This is a genomic window from Lactococcus sp. bn62 (genome assembly GCF_029492705.2).
In the GTDB taxonomy this organism is placed as follows: Bacteria; Bacillota; Bacilli; order Lactobacillales; family Streptococcaceae; genus Lactococcus; species Lactococcus petauri.
Map to the genome: position 1 here is coordinate 857,887 of NZ_CP120417.1, position 24,591 is coordinate 882,477.

Here is a 24,591-nt window from a genome sequence, read left to right on the forward strand (position 1 = left end):
TTAACGTGACTAGTGCACGAAAAATTCTATCTAAAATTTTCTATAGCTACTTTTATTTTATCTTTATAATTTGCAATGTCTAAAGGGTTATCAATTTCATAAGTTCCTTGATCGCGAATTTCAATTAAATTTTTAGTAGCTTTTTGGTAGAAGCGGAAAATCCATTTTCTACTATTATCATCTATTAAGATACCAAAGTAACTTTTGGTATCTCTATAAAAGAGACGATTTACATCAATTAAATCATTTACAGTAACTTTAAATACTGTAAATGCTTCTAGTTCCTCAGGAGTAGTAATTATTCCATCACCTTGCTCATTTGTAACTTCAATTTCTTCAGGTTGAGAAGTTTTTGGCTCCACATTTGTATTTAAGGCTGCAGATAATTTTTCGTTTACACGTTCAGTTATAAATTGATTAAATCCTTTTTTGATTATAGGTGTAAATTCTTCAATAGTGTTTTTTGTTTTTCGGCCATCATAAATTTGTGATACTAAATAAGTAGTGAAAGATTCGCTCGGCTCCTCAATATTATTAGTAAGAAACTCTTTAAGGTTATTTAAATATTTAAGCTCAGAAGCAGAAGAAGTTATTTTAGAAATATCGAAATTTTCTTTGTGGAATTTTGCTATTTCTAGAAATTGATTATCTTTAAATTTTGTAACATCAATTGTTAAAAATGGCGTCTTATCCATTTTGTTTTTTTCATCAAGGTCTGTATAAAAACGATATTCACGACCATTAGTAAGAATACCAAATTTGGAAGTTGTTGTTCCGAAATATCTGAAGAGCTGAGAATCATGATTTGTAAGCTTTTCGTTTATTGATTTACATTCTATAAGTAATTGCGGTTCACCATCAATAACCATTGCGTAATCAACTTTTTCTCCTTTTTTTATACCAACATCTGCTGTAAATTCTGGAACAAACTCTAGAGGATTGAATACATCATATCCGAGAGTCTGGAAAAATGGCATAATAAAAGCATGGACTAATGTCAAATATTTAGACACAAAATGAGCTATATTTTCTTAAAATAGTTTTCTTCTTTCTGATTTGGAGTTAAACCATTGTTTGCGGAATGAGGATTATAGTTGTTATAAAACTGTTCGATGTATTCAAAGCAAGAGAGTTGAACTTCTTGAATGGAGTGATAAGTTCTTCTGTTTATTTCCCGTTGTTTGAGGTACTTGAAAAAGGCCTCAGTGACAGCATTATCATAAGGATATCCAGGTTTGGAGTAAGAAGCAAGCAATTGATGCTCATCTAATATTTTTCTAAAGGAAGCTGATTTAAATTGGCTACCTTGATCCGAATGAAAAATGATTGGTTCCTTAGGCTTCCTCTTATTTATAGCCATCCCTAATGTGTCACAGGCAAGTTTAGCATCAATCCTGTCACTTACTTTCCAAGCAATACATTTTCTAGAGTAGAGGTCAAGGATGGCGCAGAGATAAACATGCCGTCTATGTCCTATAGAAATATAAGTGAAATCAGTTGTCCATACTTGATTCGGGGACTTAGGATTAAATTCTTGTTTAAGGAGATTATCAGAAGAAAATGCAGGAGAGTGTTTTGATTTAACTCTAGGTTTAATCGTTGACATTTTAGGGAGTGTCATAGACTTGAGAAGTCTTAAGATACGCCCCTCAGAAATATTAACGCCATAATCACGCAGGAGAATAATTTTAAAAGCTCTCGTTCCAATTCTTTTCTTGGCTTTCATATAAATCTCAAGGAGTAATTTTCTCAAGCGTTGATTTTCTATTTCACGTTTTGAGGGCTTCTTGTTTATGAAGTTATAGTAGGTGGAACGATTGACATGTAAAACACGACAGAGCATAACTGTCGTGTGTTCAAATCGGAGTCTATAGACTGCTTTTAATCTCACTTGGAGTTTTGCATGAATATGGCACTTGCTTTTTTTAAGATAAGATTTTCTTCTTCGAGTTGGGCATTCCTTTTTTGTAATTCTTGAATCTGTTTAGCAGTCAAGACCGTATTATCTTCAAGACGAACTTGAGAGTACTGGTTGATCCATTTTGCAAGTGCAGAAGGGGAGACACCATAGTCTTTACAGAGTTCGGATTGAGTTTTACCTGTTTGGTAGAGATTAACGAGAGATTGCTTAAATTCCTCGTCGTAACGTTTAAAACCTGACATAAAAGTCCTTTCATTTTTGTGTCTTAATAGACAGATTATAACACACAATTTTCTGTCCACTTTTATAGTATAGCTCCATGTCTAAATATGATGAATTGTCAAAAGATTATGTGCCGCTAAAAACAGAACCTGAAATAAAACCCTCTGAGCCGAACGATGAAGACTACCTGACAGACTTTGAGGATTTTAATCTTGAAGAACCAGAGTATATCAACAAAGGACCTAAGGATGAGTATATTCTTGAGCTATCCGAAGGAATGTGGACTAAAGCAAGTTCAAAAGCAGTTCGAAAAATAATTTACTTATTTATGCGCTGGTGTGGATATTGGGTCTTAAATTTAAAAAAATGGATAGAACAATATAGAAAACGTCAAGAGGATGTAGAAGAGCGACAAACAAATCTTGAAAATGACTTTAAAAATGTAATTGCTAATGCTACACAGGACAGTGAAGTAATTAATGCCAGAAGTAGTGAATATTTTGGGGACTTCCCGGTACTTGATGATCGTCTTGAAAATATTGAAAAGCTACTTATTGCTTTTGTTCCACAAGGGGTGCAGATTACTATTAGCCGTATAATGAATGCCTTACCTTCAGTATATATTGATACATGGGAATACGGTTTAGGAAATGCCCCATTGGGAGAGGAACCGGATGGAATGTTTGGTGGAACAATACCAAAAATAGTAGAAAATAGAATCGTTTCATGGGCCAACAATGAACTTGTTATTCAAGTTGCTTTAGATTATGAAAATTTTAAATTCAATTATCGTCCGGAAAGTGGAGAATACCTTCTCTTTGATGGTGTAAGAAGTTTAATGGTCCACGTTGATGGGGGCGAACCTATTGGAGAAAACACAGACGAAAGCCAAGTTGTTATTACCAAAAATAAAGCAACACCTACGCAAGATAACTTGTTGCAAAGACTTGTTCAATTAGAAGAAAAAATAGAGGGGAATTAATATGTCAAAGACAGTATATAAAGTAACAGGTAAAAATTTCACAGAATGGCAAGCTCCAGACAATGAAATTATTGCTCGACCTTTTACCGATATTAAGCCACCAGAAGAAGCAGGAAAGCTTATAACAGGTTTTGACTGGGTTGAGAATAAGTGGGAAACGGTAGATATTGTTTCTCCAGAAGAATTTGAACAAGCAAACCTAGCTATTTTTGAGTTGGCAGCAAAAGTAAGTCAATTAGAAAAGGGGAAATAATCATGGTGGGATTGTACGTTATGTATATAAAAAAGGGTGCATACAAACTCGAAGATGTACCTAGTTTGTGGTATGCGGAAGTTGTTGCAGAATTGAAAGAAGAAGGGTGGTTCAACTAATGGAAAAACTAGAAAAAATATATCGAGGAATGGCTAATGGTGCAGAAGCCATCGATTCAAATTTTCAAGAAGTATCTAAAACCCTAGATGGTTTATTAAATGATTCAGGTTGGCAAGATATTGAGACAATGAATGGGTTCAAATCGGGTGGTTTTCCATTACAATATCGTATTTTTCAAGGGGCTATTCATCTTAGAGGACGTATTAATACAGTTACCTCAACAGCTTCAAAAGATGTACAGTTTGGAAAAATACCTATTAAAATTAGTCAGCAACACGAGTGGTACGGTGGAGTAATTGGAACAACAACACAGGTTCGCATGTTTTTATCTACATCTGGAGCACTAACATTGTCCCCTAGTGCTGATATAGGTAACAACTTCCAAATTACAGGATTTGATACAAATTGTCTTATCGATTAGAAAGGAGGAAACACGAGATGTATACAATTTTTGGTCTAACCATTGCAGAAGTAGGAGCAACAGTTACGATCATTGGTGGTTTTGTAACCTTTATTTCATGGATTATGAACCACTTTATTTTTAAGCCGGTCACTCAATCAGTAAATACATTGAGCCAGCGGATTGAAGAAATGAATGGTTCAAGAAAAGAGAACGAGGGAAAGTTGTTTGCGATTGCTGATGACCACACAAAAGAAATTAGTCGACTTGATGGCCGAGTAAATACGATTGAAGTCATATCTCAATCAAATACTTTAAGGCTAAATAATATGGAAAAATAGGAGGAAGCTATGTTTACTAACAAAACATTTTGGAAAGACACATTAGAACGTGCTATCAAAACATTCGCACAGTCATTGGTAGCTGTAGGATTATCCGGGGCTACTGGCGTTCTTGATGTAGATTGGGTAAATGCTTTAAGTGTGGCATTGTTAGCAACACTGGTATCAGTATTCACATCTATTGGAAGTGGTACTGTTGGTGATGATTCGGCAAGTGTGTTGAAATTGCAGGAGAAGGAGTAATTTTATGAATGAGCAACTCAAACAATTTGCAATGGAAGCTGTAAAACAGTCAGAGCAGCTCAATACATCAAATGAAGCAAAGAAGCGTACAGCATTTGCTTATATTAATAAAAAAGTCCTTGAGAATAATCTTGAGGACATTTCTTTTGAAGAAATTGATAATGCTATTGAAGCTGCATGGAAAGGAATGTAAAATGGCAGTTGATAATAAAAAAGTTGTTTCTTGGTTTGACAATCGAAAAGGGAAGCTCACCTATTCTATGTACGGCTCTCGAAATGGAGCAGATGGTACGGCAGACTGTTCTGGATCAATTACACAATCAATCTTTGAAGCAGGCGCGGCAAAGTATGCATATCTGTATTCAACAGTAACCTTGGCTAGTTATTTGCAGGCAAATGGCTATACTTGTATTTCAAAAAACCAAGATTGGGATGCACAGGGTGGAGAAATCGTCTTAATGTCTTGGGGATCAGATATAAGCACCTCAGGGGGAGCAGGCGGTCACGTTGGTGTTATGAAAGATGCCAATACCTTTATCAGTGTTGACTATTGGACTGGTGGACAAGCCGGAACAGCAGTTTCAGAGCATAACTGGAATCAATATTATGCAGCAAATAAACCGTCTTATGTTGAGGTATGGCAAAATATAATGGAGAGTTCTAAGCCGACTCCAGTACCACCAGCTTCTGCTTCAAGTGCTATTGATACTTTCAAAAATAAATACCAAGGTAGATTTACAATTGCAAAAATTAAAGTTGATGTAATCAAAAATGTCAATGGAGGGATGCAATTTGGTAATTATGACTTGGCCAATGGAGGGAAAGGGAAAGATAAATCCTTTAATTGGACTAATAACGGTATTCCTTTTGCTTTGGTAAATCTTCCAGAGAATGCAAACGTAAAAGTGGGTGATGTCTTGACAGTTGATATGAGTGGTACAATTGACAAGTATGATACAGCTTCAAATGGGGTAGGTGTGAACTTTACTCAACCATTCAATGCAGGTATGATTTGGTTCAATGCGGATGCATTGCTTAATCGATTTTAAATAAAAATAAACCGTCCGGTCGATTGACCGGGCTTTTTTTGTTTTTAAATATAGTAAAATTTAGTTCCTACTGGTGTTTTCATTGTTTTTCTAATAAAATAGGAATATATAATTGAGTTGGAAAGTGATGTAATCAAGTGAATTTAAAGCGACTAGAGAAAAAATATGAAAGCAACAAAAATAATTCGAGTATAGTAAAGTATTTTATTATATTTGTATCCTTTTTAACATCGATTACTTTGTTTAGTATTTTACTTATTCAGTTTTTATTCTCGCTTAATTTATTTCCATTAAGTATAGGAAAAGCGCCAGATGTACATACACAAAATCCATTTTTGGTTTTGATAGCTTTCTTAGCTTTTTCTCTATTGCAGTATGTCCTTTTTAGAGTCATTAAAAGTTTGAATATTACTACAAAAACTTTAAAGAAGATTCTTATGATTTATTCAAGTATCTTTGGTATTGTAATATCAGTATTATTTTTTTGTCCACCATTTTCAGATGCTTATTTTGTAGTAAATGGTTTTGTAGTGAGCCCTTCCTCAATCATATCTTATGTCGAATATTATCCTAATAATCTGGGATTAGGACTTATGTATCAAGCGATATTTAAAATATTTGGAAGAGATGCATGGTCTTTAATGTATGTTTTTAACGCATTATCAGTGCTAGGTATTTTTTATTCTCTTTCTAGAATAACTAGGTTATTGCATAATGAGCAGGCTGAAAGGATTTGTATTCAATTTCTATTCTTTGCATTTCCTTACTTTTTTATGATTTCATATTTGTATAATGATTTAATCAGTCTAGCTTTAGTATTGTTTTCTCTTTTACTATTATTCAAAATTGTAAAAACGGATACTAAAAAAATACTAAATGGCATTTTTTCTGGTTTGTTTTTGGGTCTTGCCTGGATACTTCGTACCAATACTACAATATTTATTATTGGAATTTTTCTATATCTCATCCTAAGAATAGTGAGGGATAGAAAATTTAGTTTAAATCATCAACTTTCTATTATTCCTTTACTTGTGGCGTTAACTTTACAGATAGTTTTTCAATTTACGACTCAGAAAATGATTCCCAACTATACTTCGAAGTATGCACAGCCTACAATTTCTTGGGTGGGTATGGCATTAGCGGATGAAGATACATTGACATCGAAAGGGTTACGTTATGAACAACCTGGGATGTATAATGATTTTGAAAACTGGGCACTTGTTAAATATAAGGAGATGCATCCCAAGGCTTCAAAAATAGATTATACTAAGGATGTTACAGGTAGAGATAAAATTTATAAAGAGTTTATCAGTTCTAGGATGACAGATATGGTAAAACATCCTGTAGAAGCTATTAAATTTTTCGGAATGAAAGGAATAGCTTCATGGGGGGATCCGTCTTTATCAGGAAATGTTTATATTTATAGAAGTTATGGTGAGCGTAAACGAATGTTTCAAAAGCTACCTTTAGAAAGTTTGGCATTAACACAAAGTATACAGTCAATATCGCTGCCTCAATTTAAGGACAAAGAAGCACGATTTGAATCCCCAATCTCCAAATTTTTGGTAGAAACAAAGACAATAACTAATTATATTGAAAGACCATTCTTAATCTTAATGCTTCTGGGAAGCCTAATTTTTATCATTCGGAAAAGATTTAAGATAGATCTTGATATATTTTTACTGATTCTTATATTTTTAGGAGGAGCAGTATTCCATCAATTTATATGGGAAACACAACCACGATACTTTTTACCTTATGTTGCATTACTTATCCCAATAAGTGCCGTCAGTTTCTCAGAAATTTTAGAGCGGAAAATGACAAAGTGAATCTTTTATAACTATATATTATTCATAATAAAATCTAGAAAATTTATTGTAGACACTCCTATATCTATTAAATTTTTAATTAAAATCACTCCTACCCATAATGGTTAGGGTTTTTTTGTGTTAATTGATGAAATATAAATATATTCCGAATTGTAATTTATGTAATTTATTTGTAAGGTCATTGTGCAACAAATGATACTTAAAACTTGTTATAATACTTTTAGATAATAAAAACATGAAAAAACTCTGTGTGTTTTCTGTTTGTTGTTATCTCCTTTCAGTGTAAGGGAACACTATAATCCGAAGCAAAAGCTCATTCAGTTGAGCATCGTTGCGAGTACGATAACTCGATACTATTAGGCTGCTTTACGTGGCGAGAGGTGGCGGACACCATAAAAATTCCCTTCAGAAATTATTTTGCACCCCAAATTCGGGGTGCTTGTTTTTTGAGCGTAGGAGACTTATGAAGATCGATCCAAAATTTAAGAAGCCATCTAATAATGAAATATTACTCCTTAATAATATGTTGGATACAATTAAAAAAGTTCTCTTATTCATAGACGAAAATTTACTTAATAAAGATATTATTATCTGTACAAAAGAAAGAGAAGTAGTTCTGAAAATTACTAAGAAGAATGTACCACACATGTTCGGGATATCTTATAATGGTGGCGCAAATGCAATGTGGAGAGATTTCAGAAAGAATAGATTTACTATCCATAATATTATGATAAAAAAAGATGGAACGACTTTTCAAAAATTATCAGCACTTGCATCACTTCCAGATCTCTTCACAAGCCACTGTTTTTTGACAGGAGAAGGAATATACGAAAAGCTGGCTTTTGATTCATCAATTAGAACAGCAAAGCTACTTCTTGCTATTGGTTTAAAATTTGATGATTCAGATAAGATGTACCATCCTAATACAGCTCTTAACTTAAAATCGAAGATTTTACCACCAGGAGATAAGGTGCTTGCAATATATACAGAGGATTGTGAAACAGGTAAAATTCATTATTTACAAAAAAATAAAAATTTTGTTTTGAGATAAAATAAAAAGACTTGCTTTTGGCAAGTCTTTTTATTACCACTCCTCATCATAAGAATCACGATATCTTTCATCTATTGAATCTTTAATAAGTTGTTCTTCAGTATATTTCTTTAGAGCTTCAGTCAGCTCACCAGTAGCAAATGCACTCCACTTCATCATACCTCTATCATGGTAATTACGAATAGATTCGTAGGGGCTATAAGAACGATCAACCATAAATCACTCCTTTACACAAATATTGATATATTCGATATTATATATAAAAATAACATCTAAATCAATGAAAAAAATTGAATTAGTCGATAATTTTTCTTTTTTTATATAAGAATTCAAGAAAATCTCTGTGCCCCTTTTGTGCCCCTTTTTATAAAACAAGCTCAAAGATAGTTGATATATATGAAATAGTTATTAATTATAACACAATAAATAGAAAACAAATTGACTCAAATAGTCTAAAATGATAAAATTTTCGCTCGTTTTTTGTTACAATAGTAAGATATGAGTTTTTACCAGTAAAGGAGAGCGGCAAGATGGCATATTTACTTATTTTGAGTGCTGCTGTTACCTTGTATTTTGCTTTGGGCTACGTTAGAGCCACACTCAAAGGCTGGGTTATTCCCAATAAAGTAACTTGGTTTCTCTGGGCTTTAGCGCCAATGATTGCTTTTTTTGCCACCTTTTCTTCGTCGGGGTTTAGCCTTGGTCAAATTCCTGTTTTTATGGCTGGCTTTACGCCCTTGCTTGTTTTTGGCGCTTCCTTTATAAATAAGCAGTCTTTTTGGAAAATAACCTTTTTTGACTTGTCCTGTGGAATAGTTTCACTGATCACCTTAGTCATCTGGTATTTGACACAGAATTCTAATCTGGCGATTTTATTGGCCATCATGAGTGATGCTTTAGCAGCTTTGCCTACCTTGATTAAAGCTTGGAGATATCCTGAAACTGAAAGCATTAAGCCCTTTGCTGCGGGAATAGTGACCACGGGAATTGCCCTTCCCGCTACAAGTACTTGGGATTTTGCACATCTTGCTTTCCCTGTTTACCTTTTTCTATTAAACATCTTAATGACAGTGATTTTAAAAGTGAAAGATAAGTCGATAAAAACTAGCGTAAAATGAAAAATTTGTAAAAATCATAGAAACAAATAATGAAGAGGAAATAAAGTGAAAAAGAACGAAACAAAAGCAGCTTATGTACATATCCCTTTTTGCTCACATATTTGTTACTATTGTGATTTTGCTAAAGTTTTGATGACGGGACAACCGGTCGAAGCCTATATTGATGAGTTGCTCAAAGAATATGATAGTTATGATATTAGTAGTTTAAAAACGCTTTATATTGGAGGTGGGACACCGAGTGTTTTACCTGCAGATCAGCTTGAAAAATTACTCACGCATCTGACAAAAACGCTTGATTTAGAAGAACTTGAAGAGTTCACAGTGGAAGCAAACCCTTCTGATTTAACAGATGAAGTCCTTGCTGTTTTAGCGAATTCGCCTGTGAACCGCATCTCACTTGGTGTACAATCGTTTGATGATAAACTGTTGAAAAAAATTGGGAGAACACATACTGAAGCACAAGTTTACTCTTCAATCGAAAGACTACGTGCTGCCGGATTTGAAAATATCACAATAGATTTAATTTATGGCTTACCGAACCAAACGATGGAAATGGTTGAGCGGGATGTTCAAAAATTCTTAGAATTGGACCTTCCCCATGTTGCCTTATATAGCCTGATACTAGAAGATCATACAGTATTCATGAATCGTCAACGTCGTGGACGCCTCCGTTTACCATCTGATGATCGCAATGCGGATATGTATGAGTATATTATTGAAATGCTGACTTCTAAAGGTTATTCGCATTATGAAGTTTCAAACTTTGGAAAAATCGGCTATGAAAGTAAGCACAATATGACATATTGGGACAATGCGGAATACTATGGCATTGGAGCTGGAGCTTCAGGTTATCTTGATGGCATTCGTTATAAAAATCATGGACCTGTTCATCATTATTTACGCGAGGAAAATAAACGTGTAAATGAAGAAGTATTGACAAGAAAACAAAGGATTGAGGAGGAAATGTTTCTGGGCTTACGCAAAAAAAATGGCGTATCCATTGAACGTTTCCATAAAAAGTTTGGTCAAACACTTGAAGAAGTTTATGGCACAATCATTGAAGAATTGGCGTTTCAAAAAATGTTGTTTGAAGCTGATGGACGGATTCAGATGACGGAAAAAGGATTTGAATTAGGAAATGAAGTTTTTGAGCGTTTTTTGTTAGATTAAGTATGCATATCTGAAAGATATTGTTCTAATCTATGTTACAATAGTGTGAATGAAGAGTGAAAATAGTAATATGAGAAAAAAGCTTACCCCTCTAGCAACCATGATTGTTGCTGGAATTTTTACTGCTCTGGTCTTTGCTTTTGGTAACCTAAGATACCAGGTTCCCGAAATGGCAGCGACGCATGAAAAAGAAGAAACGGTGGTTGTAAATAAATCATTAAGCAATGATGATGTTGATTTGAACCGTTTTGTAGTAGATATCTCCGCATGGCAACGCCCAGAAGATATTGATTATAATTTAATGAGTCAAGAAGTCATTGGTGCTGTCGTACGTGTACAGACAGGAAAGTCAAGTAAGGAAAATGCAGCAGCTTATAAAAGTGGTGAAGATCGTCAATTTAAAACGCATATGAGCGAATTGCAAAAGCGTGGTGTTCCTGTTGCTGTATATGCCTATGTCAATGGTAAAAATGTTGAAGAGATGAAAGAACAGGCACGTCTTTTTTATGAGCGGGCTCATCCTTTTAAACCAACGTATTATTGGCTGGATATTGAAGAAGTCAGCATGGATAACATGAGCGAAGGTGTGGATGCTTTCCGTGAGGAGCTTAAGAGCCTAGGTGCCAAGAATATAGGTATCTACGCGCAAGATTGGTTCTTGACTGACCATAAGATTGACTCTAGCCATTTTAGTTCAATTTGGATGGCTGATTATGGTCGAAATACCGGGATGTGGGATACATCTCCTAAAACAGATTTGAACTATGACATGCACCAGTTCACGGACCGCGGACAATTGTCGAGCTATGGTGGACATTTAGATTTAAATATGATTCGTACGCAAGAACAGTACGATAAACTTTTTAGAAATCCCTAATCTAATAAAGGGAAGTAGCAGTAGACGAAAGTCTATTTTCTTTATGTTGTTTTTGAGACAAGAAGAAACAAACATTGAACAGTAATAAGATAAAATCAGGAGCGAAGATGGCAAAGAAAAAACAAACAGGTTTGAAAGCAGGGGCAGGGATTCTAGGAACAGTTGTCGTTCTTGGTTTAGGATTTCTAAAGTCGAATCCCGAAATATTGTTGACAGTCACAGGAACACCATCACTGAATCAGCCAGCGCAAAGCCAGCAACTTAAGAATTTTAGCAAGGTAGATTATGGCAGTGTCAAAGACAAAGTGCCGACACAATCTTTAGCACAATCAGTTTTGACACCTTCAATTAAAAAGAACCTCAAAGATTCAGTCACTTATAATGGAACTGGTGCCTTTATTGTCAATGACAATAAAACAGACTTGGATGCTAAAGTTAACAGTGCACCTTATGTTCAACTGGCAAAACAAGATGCTTTAGGTCGTCCCAAACTTGCCAATGCACTCCTCAACAAGACAAGCCGCCAGTACAAAAACCGTTCAGAAACAACGGGAGCAGATGGAAAGTCCAACAGTGCGAAAATAAATCCTGTAGGCTGGAAACAACTCATGATTCCTTCTGGTTCATACAGCACACTCTATAACCGAGGACATTCAATTGGCTACGCGCTAGCTGGAAATATTAAAGGCTTTGATGCTTCTGAAGCAAATCCACAAAATATCAGTACACAAACCGCTTGGGCCAATCAGGCAAGTAATGGCAACGAGGAAAATACAGGGCAAAACTATTATGAAGGTTTAGTGCGTAAAGCGCTCGATAAGAATAAAACAGTCCGTTATCGTGTAGAACCTATGTATGATGGGAATGATCTCGTTCCCTCAGGGACGCATATGGAAGCCAAGTCGAAAGATGGAAGCTTAGAGTTTAATGTTTTCATTCCAAATGTGCAGCCAGGTATTCAAATTGATTATGCTTCAGGCAAGGGCATGATTTTGCAGTAGGAGAGTAGATTCCTGTTTGAATAAAATAAAAAACGTAGAAACAGAGTTTTTGTTTCTACGTTTTTTATGTCTTTGAGAAAGAAAGACTAAATCTTATCGTATTGATCTAAACCGTAACTCTCAATCATTTGAATGAGCTTTTCAGTATAGGCTGGGTCAGTTGCATAACCAGAAGTTTGCACCGCTTTCGCAGCTTCTTTATAGTTTTTCGCAGCTAAAACGCTCGCATACTGCTTAGGGTTCCATGTAGTGCCCTTAGTAAAGAGATAGGCATGTCCTTCGACAGATTCTTTCCAACCATCGTAAACGCGAAATTGCGCTTTTACAGTCACCCATTTATCATTTTCAAATTCTTTGGTTTCTAAAGTTACTGTGGGGACATTTCCGTAAGCTTTGATACCAAAAAGATTGTAATATTTTGCGGCAAGTCCGCTTTGACCAAAGTTACTTTCCAAAGTAGCCTGAGCTAAAGTCAGAGAAGCGAGAACATTATACTTTTCTTGTGATTCTTGCGCATATGGTGCTATAGTACGAATGAAGTTATATTCTGTAATTGTTTCAACTTGGTTGGCAAGCTCAGTGTCATTACGATTATCACTGGTTTGTATCACTCTAAAATTCAAGAGGTTAGCTGCAACAAAGAGAAAAATCAAAAGCTGGAAAATAATGCGAAAGAAACTTCGGATTTTAGAAGTCGCCTTGCGGCGCTTTTTATCATATGTCATGTCACTAGTATAACAAAAAAGTCTCAATTTGTGGATAGGTTCAACACTTGTTATGCTAGAAAAATATGCCAGTAGCTTCGCTTTTGAACACAAATAAAAAAGTTTCCACATTTTTGGAAACTTTTTTTCTTACTTTCTATTTCGTTCTTTAATCGTTTGAGTACCAAACTGAGGTAGACGTATGAATGAAAGACGTTGCAAGAGTTCTTGACGATAGTCAGCACGGCCAACAATCAAAGTGACCTTACTGAAGAGGTAACAAGACAACAATGTGATAGCAAAATTGGGTAAGGTAAGGTATGTGAGAAGCGAAAGACTCAAAACAATGACATCACCACCAAATAAAACTTTGTCTACTTTGAAGCTCCATTTTTCTTCTAAAATTCGTCCTAGAAGCGGCGTTCCACCAAAGGTTCCTTCAGAAATAATGACTAAACCAGCAGCTGTTCCTGAGAGAATTCCGTCGAAAATACCAGCAAAGACAATATTAGAAAACTGAATCCCTGTAATTCCGATTGCTTCATAAATTATCATCCAGACACTCATAGCGGCTGCACCCGGAATACTGAGAAGAAGCTCACGCGAAGATAAGTATTTACGGCCAAAAGTAAAGAGTGGCACATTAACGAGGAAGAAAGTTAAAGCTGGATTAACACCAAAGACAAAGTCCATCAATACAGAAAATCCAGCAACGCCATTACTGGCTAGTCGGTTGGGGATGACGAAAAGCTGTACAGATAGGACATATAGTCCTACGCCGATCAGTAGTATCAGTAAATCCCGCATAAAATATTTATCTATTTTTACGCCTAAAAGTGTCATAAGTTCTCCTTAACAGTTCGTTATTTCTAGGATATCCTTAAAGCTTTGAATAAATAATTTCGTATCTTTGTAATTGCTTTAAAAGGAGCCTATATTCATCAGTGTTGTAACTATTGTTATTACATTTAAAACTTAATTAAACCTTGTTTAAGGTCAAAATTACTATTATATTATAGTAAATATATAAAAATTCAGACAAATCTAGAAAAAAGATATTAATTCATTAAAAAAGCAGTCTTTTTTAGTCTTGGTTAAGAAGACGAATGTATAATATAACTATTCCAAATAATACTCTTTTTGTAACATCTTTAGTCCTCACCAATGTGAGGACTTTTTAAAATCACAAAATGTTATAATATAAGAATTAGTTAACAATTTAGTTTTTAAGGAGGGAAATAAAAATGAGCAATGCAAATGAGATAGGTGTTACAAGTGAGTTTGCACCACTGAGACGTGTAGTTTTAACACAATCGGAATTTATCTTACCTCACGAAGAGCATACCAATGATGATGGCTCCTTCCTTGAAGATGATGTTCTTGATATGTTTAATAATAAAGACACCAGTGGAAAAAATTATGCAGAAGTATTTCCTGAAAGACAAAGAAAATGGGAAGCAGAGCGTACTAATCTACAAGCTTTGTTAGAAAAATATGATATTGAAGTTTTGCGACCACGTCTTCTCACGGATTATGAGAAAGAACAAGGAAAAGTCTATGGTGCTGCAAACTTTTTTGTACGTGACCCGTTCTTTACGATTGGTGACTCTTTGATTGAAGGGTCTATGCGCTTTTTCCATCGCCGCAACGAGGTTTTACCCGTAAGAAACTTACTCACTGAACAAGCCTATTCTAGCGATGCTTTTTACGTTTCTCTTCCAATGGCAGATACTTCACAAGGAGAAACGGATGAGAGTGGACCTTTCTTAGAAGGTGGCGATATCCTCGTTTTAGGAAAAACAGTATTTGTAGGAAATTCAGGTAAAGCGAGCAATCATAATGGCTATTTATGGCTTAAAGCTTATTTAGCACATTGGGGCTATCAGGTGATTGAGGTTAAACTTCATCATGATGTTTTGCATCTTGATTGCGCTCTAAGTCTAGTTAGAGATGGTCTAATGATTATCTGTGAAGAAGCCTTTCTAACTGGTATACCTGAACAGCTTAAAAATTGGGATAGAATAAATGTTCCTTTTGAAGATATTGCAAAGCTAGCAATAAATGGTCTACCAATAAATGACGAGGTATATATCTAGATTCAGAATTTAAATACATTGGCGAAGCTCTGGAAGCACGAGGCATTCGCTCAGAATACCTTGATTTTAAAATATCCCGAAGCTTGGGCGGTTCATTTAGATGTAGCACACAGCCTTTACTTAGAAAATAAGAAGCATAAGTTTAAAACAGAAAGCCAGCCCTTGGCTGTGATATAATTATCAAATGAACTACGAAAACTATATCTGGGATTTAGGTGGCACTTTACTTAATAATTACGAAAATTCTAGTCATGCTTTTGCTGCAGCACTTTGGCAAAAGGAAGAACGAGTAGTTTTGCATGACGATGTCTATGCAGCACTCAAAGTTTCTACAGCACATGCTGTGGACCAATACGCGAGTCATATACCGCAGTTTCTTGAAACATATCGGAAATTAGAAGCAGAAGCTTTGGACAAGCCAATTTTGTTTGAAGGTGCTGTTGATCTTTTGCATACTATCGTGAGCCAGAACTGCAAAAACTTTATGATTTCTCATAGAGATAAGCAAGTACTGGACATTCTTGAGGCAGCCCATATTTCTCAGTATTTTACTGAAGTTGTTACTGCTGATAATGGTTTCCCACGTAAACCAGCACCAGATTCAATAAAATATTTAGTACAAAAATATAATTTAGACCCCAAGAAGACGGTGATGATTGGTGACCGTCCTTTGGACATTGAAGCCGGTCGTGCAGCGGGTATTGCGACTATTTTCTTTGATAGCCAGCAGGAGTATCCCCAAGCAACGCGAAGCATCAAAAAATTATCAGACATTATGGAGTAAACTGAACCACAATGAATACTTTTTTTATATCGAATGAAAAAGCAGTTGGGCCAGGCTTTGGCCTTTTTAGTGCCAATCACTTTTTTGCCCTTGCTGTTCTAGCACTGCTCAGTTTTGGCTTGATTCGTATTTATCTGCGCGCAAATGACGAGAGACGTAAACTGTTACGTCTACTTGTTGCCTCGTTTACCCTGTTGCTCGAAATCATTAGAGATATCATTTTAGTGATGACTCATCAATTTTTGTACGCAGACTTGCCTTTGCAGCTGTGTGGACTTGGCATATTCATTATTGTTTTTGATGCAATGCGTTCAAATAAGACGAGTCGTGAGCTCTTGTATAGCTTAACTTTACCTGGAGCAATTTTTGCACTTGTGACACCGAACTGGGTAACCAATGATTTTGTTAATGTCTTTGTATGGCAGAGCTTTTTGATTCATTGCTTACTTATCTCGTATGTTTTAATGCGTCTGATTGCAGGCGATTTTGTCCCTCAATGGCGTGAACTCTGGCGCTCTGCTGTCTTTTTGTCGATTGTTGTACCGATTTGTGCAGTCCTCAATCAAGTTTGGAATCAAAATTTTTTCTTCCTAAGGACACCAGTTCCGGGAAGTCCACTTGAACCCATCTATGATGTGTTCGGTTCTTATTATATCTTAGGTTTAATTTTTATTGTATTGATGTTTTGGCTTGTTATTTATCTTCCTTGGTCATGGAAAAAATCACCAAAAGTTCGGATGAATTAAGTAAAAAGACAAAATATATTAAACAAAAAAGCAGCTTAAAGCTGCTTTTTTTCTGAAATTATTAAGATGGAGTAAAAGCTTTTATGGCTCGCAGTATATAGTAAAAAAAGCTAGAATGTGCTATAATTATAAGTAAGTATTTTCAAAGAAATGAGATTATTTTGAACGAAGAAAATAAAGAACAAATTGAAAAAATGGCAGAAGAATATGATGCCAGTCAAATTCAAGTTTTAGAAGGACTTGAAGCGGTGCGTATGCGTCCTGGGATGTATATCGGATCAACTTCAAAGGAAGGATTGCACCACTTAGTGTGGGAGATTGTTGATAACTCGATCGATGAAGCGCTAGCGGGGTTTGCCAGCCATATCGAAGTGTTTATTGAACCTGATAACTCAATTACAGTTGTCGATGATGGACGTGGTATTCCCGTAGACATTCAAGAAAAAACAGGACGTCCTGCGGTCGAAACGGTCTTTACTATCCTTCATGCTGGTGGTAAATTTGGCGGTGGCGGCTACAAAGTTTCTGGTGGTTTACACGGTGTTGGTTCATCCGTTGTTAATGCCCTCTCAACACAGTTAGACGTTACTGTACATAAAGATGGTCAAAAATACTATCAAGAATACCATCGTGGTGTTGTCGTCGAAGATTTGGCCATTATTGGTGAAACAGATAAACGAGGGACAGTCGTTCACTTTACACCAGATCCAACAATTTTCACCGAAACTCAAGTTTTTGACTATGATAAGTTGGTGACACGTGTCCGTGAGTTGGCTTTCTTGAACCGTGGTTTGCGTATTTCTATTACCGATAAACGTGAAGGCCAAGAAGACAATCATGCTATGTTCCACTATGAAGGTGGGATTCAATCTTATGTTTCCTTTATCAATGAAAACAAGGAAGTTATTTTTGATACGCCAATCTATACAGAGGGTGAGTTAGATGGAATCACTGTCGAAGTTGCTATGCAATATACAGGAACTTACCATTCAACAATCATGTCATTTGCAAATAATATCAATACGCATGAAGGTGGTACGCATGAACAAGGTTTCCGTACAGCTTTAACGCGTGCGATAAACAATTACGCAAAGGCTCAAAAGCTTCTTAAAGATAACGAAGAAAACCTTACTGGGGACGATGTTCGTGAAGGTTTGACCGCTGTCATTTCTGTTAAACACCCTAATCCACAATTTGAAGGTCAAACGAAAACCAAACTGGGGAATAGTGAAGTAACAGGTATCGTCAATAAGCTTTTCTCAGAAGCTTTGCAAACCTTTATGCTTGAGAATCCTCAAGTTGCGAAGAAGATTGTTGAGAAAGGGATTCTTGCAAGCAAGGCACGTATTGCGGCCAAACGCGCACGTGAAGTAACGCGTAAAAAATCCGGTTTAGAGATTTCTAACTTGCCTGGTAAACTTGCGGACTGCTCTTCCAATGATCCTAAACAAACAGAACTTTTCATCGTCGAAGGGGATTCTGCTGGTGGTTCTGCTAAGTCTGGCCGTAATCGAGAATTCCAAGCTATTTTGCCCATCCGTGGTAAAATCTTGAACGTGGAAAAAGCGACAATGGATAAGATTTTAGCAAATGAAGAAATCCGTTCACTCTTTACAGCGATGGGAACTGGTTTTGGTGCTGACTATGATTTATCTAAAGCACGGTATCATAAACTGGTTATCATGACCGATGCCGATGTCGATGGGGCACACATTCGTACACTCTTGTTAACTCTTTTTTACCGCTATATGCGTCCTGTAGTTGAGGCCGGTTATGTTTATATTGCTCAACCACCAATTTACGGAATCAAAGTCGGTTCGGAAACAAAAGAATACATTCAACCAGGGGAGAATCAAGAACGTGAGCTGAAGCTTGCACTTGAAAAATGGTCTCAAGGTCGTGCTAAACCAACAGTACAGCGTTATAAAGGTTTAGGAGAAATGGATGACCACCAACTTTGGGAAACAACTATGGATCCAGATGCCCGCCTCATGGCGCGTGTATCTGTAGAAGATGCCGCTGAAGCAGACAAAATCTTTGATATGCTAATGGGCGATCGTGTGGAACCACGTCGCGAATTTATCGAAGCCAATGCACAATATTCTACTATTGACGTTTAATAATTTAAAAAAGCTCTCAGCTATAAAACTGAGAGCTTTTTTGATTTTATTTGTTTTGACGATTGTTAAAATAATTTAAGTATCCAATTGATGATAACATAATAATCGCTGGAAGGAATTGTATTAAGTAGCGACTTCTACCAGCTTCGAATATTGATAAGTATAGAATAACCCCAAATAATACAATCTGCAGGTAGAATTCAAAATTAGAGGTCTGCCTAAATTTTTTAAAATAAGCAACCAATCCCAAAATTATTATAGACCAAGCGATTTGAAGGTATAGGGCGTAATTACCATAGTGAGGATTTCCAACATAGATTACTGATCTTATCTTTTGACCAAATTTAGAGTTTGTAAATTTGGTTTTAACAATATTTTGTTCTTTTAAAACATTTTCTGCAGTCCAACCTAGACTACCATCTTGTGTAAAAATTTTAAATTTAGTACTTTGGTGTTTGATAAGACCCAAAGTACCAAATCGTGAGAATCTTTTTTTTACATCCTCTTTAAGTTGAGGTTCCAGTTCAGATCTTGGTTTAAATTGACCCTTAGCGTCCAAAAACTTAACATCCTGACTGACTGCTGCATGATCTGCTCCTGTAGCAGTCAAGCCTAAGTCTACAAAAAACCAGGGACTCATAGTGTATTTTCCATCATATTCTACAAACTTTTGATTTTCCGCATAAAAATTAATAGCGAAAATCATTGTGAGCATCCCTAAAAGAAGGAGTAAGCTCCGAATGAACAGGCGCTTAAGGTTCACTTGTTTCTTGTCGAAAATCAACCTATAGATAATCAGGAGGATTAAGGCGATAAGGTAAATAAAAATGGGCACTCTAATTTTGTAGGCAATACTAAAAAGAAGGCCAATAGCAAACCATCTAAAAATCCCAGCTTTATCTAAATTTATAATCACTAAATAACACAGCAGAGCCATTAGGAAGAAGGTAGCTGGATCGCTATAGAAAGATAAAAAATGTGGTTGTAACCCAAATAGAAATAGGCTTTCTAAAAAGACAATTCGAGCTAATTTTTCCCCCTTCAGATGATCAGCCAGACCCGTCAGCAATAAAATACCGCCATCAATAAGTAGAGCATTTAAAATTGACACGGTTAAAATAAGGTGCGGGGCTGTAACAATGCCGTTCAAGATTTTAAAGGTGATAAAAATGAGAAAGTTATTCGGAAATAAGGAGAAGTACCTAATGGATGAACCACTGTGTGTTGGTGGAGCGGTTGCTACCTTATATAGAATAGAAGCATCTCCGTTGGGAAGGCATTGGGCAAATACAGATATCACAATCTGACCTATGAAAAGTATTCCGATAACAAAATAACGATAAGTATAAAGGAGTTTGAAGATCTTGATAACCAAGGGTTTTAGAGATTTATAAAAGATGATTCCCGAAACAATTCCCAAAACAAGTAGTGATAAAAAGAATGTGTGACTTATACTTGGAAGAACATCCGAAAAGATGTACCTTACAGACCAAAAAAGCCAATAAAACGAAAGTAAAAATAATAAGAAGAAAAGTATTCTTTTTATTCCGCTATCTATGTGTTGCATCCTCATTTTTCTTATCCACTCCTGTAAAATTAAAATTTTCCAATATTTATATTTTATCATAAAACCAAAGAAATTAAATCCTTATTTTATGGAAACACCAATAAAAATCAACGCTTAAAAAAACTATGTTTAAAATATCAATAAGTCTCCTCGAGTTCACAATGTTTTTTTTAATGATTATGATTTTTTGTGCCTAAACTGCATATCGCAAAGCTAAAATTTAACCTTTTTTATTCAGTTTACCTTAAGATACAAGACTTATAATACATACATTCCATAAAAAGAGTTGGAGATTTTCAAAAACTATTTTTTATCTCCTTGCTCTGTACTAGTATTATCGAAAAAAATGGCCATTAAAGTAGACCACTATTAGGAGGTCTCTTTTTATATGAAAACTTTTTCACTAATATTCCCAAATAAAAAAGAGGGATAACCTTGAGGGATTAAGCTTTCTTTATCGTAGTAAATTTTTGACAATTGATAATAAAGAGAATATAATACTAACAGTGTTAGATAATTAATAGTGTTAGGAATGGAAGATATGGATTACAATCAAGCAGCAGAAACTTTTTTATCTTGTGTGAAGAGTCGCAGTAAAACTGAAGTTATGAGCCGTTTTAGTAAGTATGCGCATGGTGAAAAACTCGTTTTGGGTGGCCTCTATAAAAATACTGGCTCACCAATTTTACCTAGTGACATTGCGAAGCAAACCAATATGAGTACAGCGCGAGTAGCAACAATTCTCAATAATCTTGAGGAGAAAGGACTTGTTACACGTGAAATTTCTCGTACGGACCGTCGTAAAATTTTAGTGGCTATCACGGCTAAAGGTCGTGAAGAAGCGGAGCAATCAAGAAAAGAAGCTGTGAGCCGTATTGTGAAAATCCTTGAACGAATGGGCGAAGAACGCACCAAAAGTTTTGTCGAAAATGTCCAACTATTTTTTGATTTAGCAATGGAAATATTTGAGGAGGAAAACGAAAAAGTATGACTGAAGAATTAACAAAAGATCAGCCACTCGATATTCATGGGAAACCATTTAATCGAGGGATTGTTCTTGCACTTATTTTGATTGCTACTTTTGGAGGGATGCTCATGCAAACCTCATTGGGTACAGCAATGCCCACATTGATGAATGATTTTAATATCTCTTTAGCTACGGGGCAACAAGCCACAACATGGTTCTTGTTGGCAAACGGAATTATGATCCCTGTATCGGCCTATTTAACAACAAAATTCCCAACACGCTGGTTGTATTTGATTTCTTATGCAATTTTATTGGCTGGAATGTTTGTCGCCTATTCGGCACCGACTTCGACATGGAGCGTCTTTTTAGGAGCTCGTATCATGCAAGCTATTGCCGTTGGTATTTCGATGCCCTTGATGCAGGTTGTTATGGTCAATATGTTCTCACCAAAACAAATGGGTGCTGTTATGGGTGCTATGGGACTTGTTATAGGTCTTGCACCAGCAATTGGCCCTACTTATGCAGGATGGATTCTAGATAAAGATCATGTCATTTTAGGATTCACTCTGGAACAATCATGGCGTACAATCTTCTTGATTCCAATGGTTGTTATTGCCATTTGTTGGGTATTGATGCTTATTTTTATGCGTGACATTGTGCCTAATCGTGACATGAAGCTAGATTTTATGTCATTAGTCGAATCAGTTCTTGGTTTTGGGCTCTTTTTATGGGGTTTTACAAATGTAGCTAGCGATGGCTGGGGTGATCTTCAAACGGTTATCCTACCTATCGTTGCGGGGGTAGCAATCATTGCTCTCTTTGTCCGTCGTCAATTGCATATGGAAACACCATTCTTAAATGTTTCCGTATTTAAAAATAAACAATTTGCTTTGACAACCGTTGTTATGGCACTTTCAATGATGGCTATGATGGGTGTTGAGATGATGTTGCCTTTGTATATGCAACAAGTCCACGGTCTTTCACCATTGAGTTCAGGTTTGACACTCTTACCTGGTGCTTTGATGATGGGGATTGTGAGTCCACTTGCGGGTGCTGCCTATGATAAAGTAGGTGCGAAACGCTTGGCCCGTGTTGGTTTTACCATTTTGGCCATTGGTACAATTCCATTTATGTTTTTGACAACAACAACACCAGAACACTTTATTACTGTGCTCTATGGTTTGCGTATGTTTGGTATTGCGATGGTAATGATGCCTCTAACTGCATCAGCCATGAACGCTTTACCACGCGAACAATCAGCACATGGTACTGCAGCAAATAGTACAGCACGTCAAGTTGCTTCAGCTGTTGTTGTGGCGCTCTTAAGCTCTGTTACGCAAAATATTATTACCAATTCACAACCTGCAGCAAGCTTGAAAGAGTCCAACCCACTTGCTTTTGCAGGAGATATGTTAGATGCCATGCTTAAAGGCTATCACGCCTCTTTCGCTATAGGGTTAGCCTTTGCTATCCTTGGGCTCGTGCTTTCATTTTTCCTTCAAGGGCATATTGTTAAAAACAAAAAAGAAGTAGGAGGTGAGAAATAATGATTATCATACTTATTGTTTTATTTACACTTTTAACCTTCTACGGCTTTATCCACATTGATAAAATATTTTGGCGTGGTCTTGTTGGTGGTTTATCATTAGTCCTACTCACAGCATCAGTTATGGCTTTGACAATACACATTAAAGATAACTGGGGTATGGAGAAAGTAACTTCTACTGAAACGAAGAAAATTTACACAGCAGGAGATACTAATGCTGCCTTTGGGATGCTTTTAAAAGCAGAAATCGGTCAAGATACTAATAATTATGCTTTAGTCTACCGTACAAACAAAGAAGATAAGGAGCCTGAAGTTCATTTCCAACCGGATCAAAAACATATGGTTGAAACTTTGAAAAAAACGGCAGACTACAAGCTGACGTCTGAGTCTGAAGCCAAAGTTGTTACAACAACAGTCAAATGGAAATTTAAAGACAACTTTATGAAGTTCCTTTTCGGTATTGGCGGAGAAGAAGGAAAGCTTGTTTATCAACACGCGCGTGCTTACGTGCCTAAGGATACGTGGCTCGTCTTGACCCAAGATGAAGCCAAAAAACTTCAACAAGAAGTACCAGCGATGCAAGCTCAGCAAGAAGCAGCACTGAAAGCAAATCCTGCGCAAGCAAAAGCAATGATGGAACTACAAAAGAACAGCCCAGAGGAATTCACAAAACTGCAAGTTAAGCAGATTAAAGAACGCCTAGGCCTTAAAGAATAACAAGAGAGTCTGAATTTATTCAGACTTTTTTCTTTTAAAGTGTATAGAAAACTGAACTCTTCCCTAATATACGTAAAAAAACAGGAAATGTAACTAAATTGTAATTTTATTCGCTGGGAAATATTGTAAAATAGTGAACATAGAAAGGTTGGTATTATAAAAGTGAACTCTGATAGTAGAAAAAGAATCAGGAACTTGGTGATTGGTGCTCTTCTTACGGCTTTAGGGATTTTAATTCCGATGATTATGCCGGCAAAAATCGTAATTGGCCCCGCATCATTTACTCTTGCTTCACATGTGCCAGTTATGGCCGCTATGTTCTTTAGCCCTTATTTAGCAGCGCTTGTAGCTGTTGGGACCACACTTGGTTTCTTTATTAGTGTCCCAGTTCCCCTTATCTGGATGCGAGCGGCAACTCATATTGTAGTAATGACTGCTGGTGCTTGGTTCTTGAAGAAGAATCCAGATTTAGTTGACAAAAAAGTTAAACTACAAGTTTTTAACCTGATTTTGGGAGTTTTCCACGCAGGATTGGAGGCCTTGGTTGTTTTAGCCTTTTATCATATTGGTTTTGCAGATCTTAATCCTCAAGCCTTAAATAGCTTGCTTATGCTTGTCTTCTTCGGTGGAATTGTTCATAGCTTTGTCGATTTCAACCTTGCATTTGGTTTATGTAAAGTCCTCAATAAAATTTATACTATTGATGTCTTTAAAAATTCAAAATTAAAATCATTAGCAGAATAACACCAGACAATTGCGCTCATAAA

Annotated in this window: 26 protein-coding genes and 2 pseudogenes; 22 read left to right on the forward strand and 6 right to left on the reverse strand. The window is 36.1% G+C overall.

From position 1 onward, the window contains the following. Positions 1–26: 26 nt before the first annotated feature. Positions 27–977 (reverse strand): type I restriction endonuclease, encoded by a 951-nt coding sequence (locus P3G65_RS04605; RefSeq protein WP_230318237.1) that lies wholly within the window; start codon positions 975–977, stop codon positions 27–29. A 28-nt stretch (positions 978–1,005) separates the two neighbouring features. Next, positions 1,006–2,163, reverse strand: a pseudogene (locus P3G65_RS04610) (IS3 family transposase). Between the two features lie 77 nt (positions 2,164–2,240). Between P3G65_RS04610 and P3G65_RS04615 the strand changes: the two are divergent. The 10 genes from P3G65_RS04615 (at position 2,241) to P3G65_RS04660 (ending at position 8,411) form a co-directional block, all read left to right on the forward strand. Further along, complete coding sequence (locus tag P3G65_RS04615) at positions 2,241–3,125, forward strand: hypothetical protein (protein ID WP_238077085.1); 885 nt, start codon at positions 2,241–2,243, stop codon at positions 3,123–3,125. A 1-nt stretch (position 3,126) separates the two neighbouring features. Further along, entirely contained in the window at positions 3,127–3,378 is a 252-nt protein-coding gene (locus P3G65_RS04620) for a hypothetical protein (RefSeq protein WP_107106027.1), read from the forward strand. 2 nt (positions 3,379–3,380) lie between these two features. Continuing rightward, a complete protein-coding gene (locus P3G65_RS04625) occupies positions 3,381–3,497 on the forward strand; it encodes a CD1375 family protein (protein WP_019291619.1) in 117 nt (38 codons plus the stop codon). Continuing rightward, a complete protein-coding gene (locus P3G65_RS04630) occupies positions 3,485–3,919 on the forward strand; it encodes a hypothetical protein (RefSeq protein ID WP_237703956.1) in 435 nt (144 codons plus the stop codon). The genes P3G65_RS04625 and P3G65_RS04630 overlap by 13 nt, the downstream gene beginning before the upstream one ends. 17 nt (positions 3,920–3,936) lie before the next feature. Then, positions 3,937–4,239, forward strand: coding sequence for a hypothetical protein (locus tag P3G65_RS04635; protein ID WP_019291621.1), 303 nt, complete (start codon positions 3,937–3,939; stop codon positions 4,237–4,239). 9 nt (positions 4,240–4,248) lie between these two features. Then, positions 4,249–4,482 carry a holin gene (locus P3G65_RS04640; protein WP_019291622.1) on the forward strand — a complete coding sequence of 78 codons (234 nt, stop codon included), beginning with the start codon at positions 4,249–4,251 and terminating at the stop codon, positions 4,480–4,482. Positions 4,483–4,486: 4 nt separating this feature from the next. Then, the gene (locus P3G65_RS04645) at positions 4,487–4,675 is read left to right on the forward strand and encodes a phage holin, LLH family (RefSeq protein WP_019291623.1); all 189 of its coding nucleotides are present in this window, start codon (positions 4,487–4,489) and stop codon (positions 4,673–4,675) included. A 1-nt stretch (position 4,676) separates the two neighbouring features. After that, positions 4,677–5,531, forward strand: a complete 855-nt coding sequence (locus P3G65_RS04650; RefSeq protein WP_019291624.1) for a peptidoglycan amidohydrolase family protein — start codon at positions 4,677–4,679, stop codon at positions 5,529–5,531. A 137-nt stretch (positions 5,532–5,668) separates the two neighbouring features. Beyond that, positions 5,669–7,360 (forward strand): glycosyltransferase family 39 protein, encoded by a 1,692-nt coding sequence (locus tag P3G65_RS04655; RefSeq protein ID WP_195917758.1) that lies wholly within the window; start codon positions 5,669–5,671, stop codon positions 7,358–7,360. 463 nt (positions 7,361–7,823) lie between these two features. Then, on the forward strand, positions 7,824–8,411 hold the full coding sequence (locus P3G65_RS04660; protein ID WP_230318228.1) for a PBECR4 domain-containing protein: 588 nt from the start codon (positions 7,824–7,826) through the stop codon (positions 8,409–8,411). A gap of 33 nt (positions 8,412–8,444) precedes the next feature. Here P3G65_RS04660 and P3G65_RS04665 read toward each other — a convergent pair whose 3' ends face one another. Further along, on the reverse strand, positions 8,445–8,627 hold the full coding sequence (locus P3G65_RS04665; protein ID WP_019292142.1) for a hypothetical protein: 183 nt from the start codon (positions 8,625–8,627) through the stop codon (positions 8,445–8,447). 314 nt (positions 8,628–8,941) lie between these two features. Here P3G65_RS04665 and P3G65_RS04670 point away from each other — a divergent pair, with 314 nt between their 5' ends. From P3G65_RS04670 to P3G65_RS04685, 4 genes are all read left to right on the forward strand, one after another. Next, positions 8,942–9,529 carry a hypothetical protein gene (locus P3G65_RS04670; protein ID WP_019292141.1) on the forward strand — a complete coding sequence of 196 codons (588 nt, stop codon included), beginning with the start codon at positions 8,942–8,944 and terminating at the stop codon, positions 9,527–9,529. A gap of 45 nt (positions 9,530–9,574) precedes the next feature. Beyond that, complete coding sequence (hemW, locus tag P3G65_RS04675; RefSeq protein ID WP_019292140.1) at positions 9,575–10,699, forward strand: radical SAM family heme chaperone HemW; 1,125 nt, start codon at positions 9,575–9,577, stop codon at positions 10,697–10,699. A gap of 70 nt (positions 10,700–10,769) precedes the next feature. After that, on the forward strand, positions 10,770–11,576 hold the full coding sequence (locus P3G65_RS04680; RefSeq protein WP_284071343.1) for a GH25 family lysozyme: 807 nt from the start codon (positions 10,770–10,772) through the stop codon (positions 11,574–11,576). 107 nt (positions 11,577–11,683) lie between these two features. Beyond that, entirely contained in the window at positions 11,684–12,577 is an 894-nt protein-coding gene (locus tag P3G65_RS04685; protein WP_284071344.1) for a DNA/RNA non-specific endonuclease, read from the forward strand. An 86-nt stretch (positions 12,578–12,663) separates the two neighbouring features. Here P3G65_RS04685 and P3G65_RS04690 read toward each other — a convergent pair whose 3' ends face one another. Then, on the reverse strand, positions 12,664–13,302 hold the full coding sequence (locus P3G65_RS04690; protein ID WP_230318229.1) for a glycoside hydrolase family 73 protein: 639 nt from the start codon (positions 13,300–13,302) through the stop codon (positions 12,664–12,666). Between the two features lie 129 nt (positions 13,303–13,431). Beyond that, the gene (locus P3G65_RS04695) at positions 13,432–14,124 is read right to left on the reverse strand and encodes a YitT family protein (protein ID WP_284071345.1); all 693 of its coding nucleotides are present in this window, start codon (positions 14,122–14,124) and stop codon (positions 13,432–13,434) included. Between the two features lie 401 nt (positions 14,125–14,525). Between P3G65_RS04695 and P3G65_RS04700 the strand changes: the two are divergent. From P3G65_RS04700 to gyrB, 4 genes and pseudogenes are all read left to right on the forward strand, one after another. Next, positions 14,526–15,508 (forward strand): annotated as a pseudogene (locus P3G65_RS04700) (dimethylarginine dimethylaminohydrolase family protein). A 53-nt stretch (positions 15,509–15,561) separates the two neighbouring features. Then, entirely contained in the window at positions 15,562–16,161 is a 600-nt protein-coding gene (locus P3G65_RS04705) for an HAD family hydrolase (protein ID WP_019292135.1), read from the forward strand. 11 nt (positions 16,162–16,172) lie between these two features. After that, positions 16,173–16,907, forward strand: a complete 735-nt coding sequence (locus P3G65_RS04710) for a TIGR02206 family membrane protein (RefSeq protein ID WP_019292134.1) — start codon at positions 16,173–16,175, stop codon at positions 16,905–16,907. A gap of 161 nt (positions 16,908–17,068) precedes the next feature. After that, the gene (gyrB, locus tag P3G65_RS04715) at positions 17,069–19,027 is read left to right on the forward strand and encodes a DNA topoisomerase (ATP-hydrolyzing) subunit B (protein ID WP_019292133.1); all 1,959 of its coding nucleotides are present in this window, start codon (positions 17,069–17,071) and stop codon (positions 19,025–19,027) included. Between the two features lie 46 nt (positions 19,028–19,073). Here gyrB and P3G65_RS04720 read toward each other — a convergent pair whose 3' ends face one another. Next, entirely contained in the window at positions 19,074–20,600 is a 1,527-nt protein-coding gene (locus tag P3G65_RS04720; RefSeq protein WP_019292132.1) for a membrane protein, read from the reverse strand. A gap of 535 nt (positions 20,601–21,135) precedes the next feature. On the opposite strand from P3G65_RS04720, the gene P3G65_RS04725 reads away from it, so the two are divergent. The 4 genes from P3G65_RS04725 to P3G65_RS04740 all read left to right on the forward strand — a co-directional run bounded on the left by P3G65_RS04725 (position 21,136) and on the right by P3G65_RS04740 (position 24,568). Further along, positions 21,136–21,585 (forward strand): MarR family winged helix-turn-helix transcriptional regulator, encoded by a 450-nt coding sequence (locus tag P3G65_RS04725; protein ID WP_019292131.1) that lies wholly within the window; start codon positions 21,136–21,138, stop codon positions 21,583–21,585. Next, positions 21,582–23,108 (forward strand): MDR family MFS transporter, encoded by a 1,527-nt coding sequence (locus P3G65_RS04730; protein WP_019292130.1) that lies wholly within the window; start codon positions 21,582–21,584, stop codon positions 23,106–23,108. Before P3G65_RS04725 ends, P3G65_RS04730 begins: the two co-directional genes overlap by 4 nt. After that, a complete protein-coding gene (locus tag P3G65_RS04735) occupies positions 23,108–23,824 on the forward strand; it encodes a DUF4811 domain-containing protein (RefSeq protein WP_019292129.1) in 717 nt (238 codons plus the stop codon). Before P3G65_RS04730 ends, P3G65_RS04735 begins: the two co-directional genes overlap by 1 nt. A gap of 162 nt (positions 23,825–23,986) precedes the next feature. After that, on the forward strand, positions 23,987–24,568 hold the full coding sequence (locus tag P3G65_RS04740) for a hypothetical protein (protein ID WP_019292128.1): 582 nt from the start codon (positions 23,987–23,989) through the stop codon (positions 24,566–24,568). Positions 24,569–24,591 lie beyond the last annotated feature (23 nt).

Bases quoted from the DNA above. Each gene is read 5' to 3' on its own strand.
- P3G65_RS04605 (WP_230318237.1), bottom strand. From the start codon at position 977: ATGCCATTTTTCCAGACTCTCGGATATGATGTATTCAATCCTCTAGAG.
- P3G65_RS04615 (WP_238077085.1), top strand. From the start codon at position 2,241: ATGTCTAAATATGATGAATTGTCAAAAGATTATGTGCCGCTAAAAACA.
- P3G65_RS04620 (WP_107106027.1), top strand. From the start codon at position 3,127: ATGTCAAAGACAGTATATAAAGTAACAGGTAAAAATTTCACAGAATGG.
- P3G65_RS04625 (WP_019291619.1), top strand. From the start codon at position 3,381: ATGGTGGGATTGTACGTTATGTATATAAAAAAGGGTGCATACAAACTC.
- P3G65_RS04635 (WP_019291621.1), top strand. From the start codon at position 3,937: ATGTATACAATTTTTGGTCTAACCATTGCAGAAGTAGGAGCAACAGTT.
- P3G65_RS04640 (WP_019291622.1), top strand. From the start codon at position 4,249: ATGTTTACTAACAAAACATTTTGGAAAGACACATTAGAACGTGCTATC.
- P3G65_RS04645 (WP_019291623.1), top strand. From the start codon at position 4,487: ATGAATGAGCAACTCAAACAATTTGCAATGGAAGCTGTAAAACAGTCA.
- P3G65_RS04650 (WP_019291624.1), top strand. From the start codon at position 4,677: ATGGCAGTTGATAATAAAAAAGTTGTTTCTTGGTTTGACAATCGAAAA.
- P3G65_RS04660 (WP_230318228.1), top strand. From the start codon at position 7,824: ATGAAGATCGATCCAAAATTTAAGAAGCCATCTAATAATGAAATATTA.
- P3G65_RS04665 (WP_019292142.1), bottom strand. From the start codon at position 8,627: ATGGTTGATCGTTCTTATAGCCCCTACGAATCTATTCGTAATTACCAT.
- P3G65_RS04670 (WP_019292141.1), top strand. From the start codon at position 8,942: ATGGCATATTTACTTATTTTGAGTGCTGCTGTTACCTTGTATTTTGCT.
- P3G65_RS04680 (WP_284071343.1), top strand. From the start codon at position 10,770: ATGAGAAAAAAGCTTACCCCTCTAGCAACCATGATTGTTGCTGGAATT.
- P3G65_RS04685 (WP_284071344.1), top strand. From the start codon at position 11,684: ATGGCAAAGAAAAAACAAACAGGTTTGAAAGCAGGGGCAGGGATTCTA.
- P3G65_RS04690 (WP_230318229.1), bottom strand. From the start codon at position 13,302: ATGACATATGATAAAAAGCGCCGCAAGGCGACTTCTAAAATCCGAAGT.
- P3G65_RS04695 (WP_284071345.1), bottom strand. From the start codon at position 14,124: ATGACACTTTTAGGCGTAAAAATAGATAAATATTTTATGCGGGATTTA.
- P3G65_RS04705 (WP_019292135.1), top strand. From the start codon at position 15,562: ATGAACTACGAAAACTATATCTGGGATTTAGGTGGCACTTTACTTAAT.
- P3G65_RS04710 (WP_019292134.1), top strand. From the start codon at position 16,173: ATGAATACTTTTTTTATATCGAATGAAAAAGCAGTTGGGCCAGGCTTT.
- P3G65_RS04720 (WP_019292132.1), bottom strand. From the start codon at position 20,600: ATGAGGATGCAACACATAGATAGCGGAATAAAAAGAATACTTTTCTTC.
- P3G65_RS04725 (WP_019292131.1), top strand. From the start codon at position 21,136: ATGGATTACAATCAAGCAGCAGAAACTTTTTTATCTTGTGTGAAGAGT.
- P3G65_RS04730 (WP_019292130.1), top strand. From the start codon at position 21,582: ATGACTGAAGAATTAACAAAAGATCAGCCACTCGATATTCATGGGAAA.
- P3G65_RS04735 (WP_019292129.1), top strand. From the start codon at position 23,108: ATGATTATCATACTTATTGTTTTATTTACACTTTTAACCTTCTACGGC.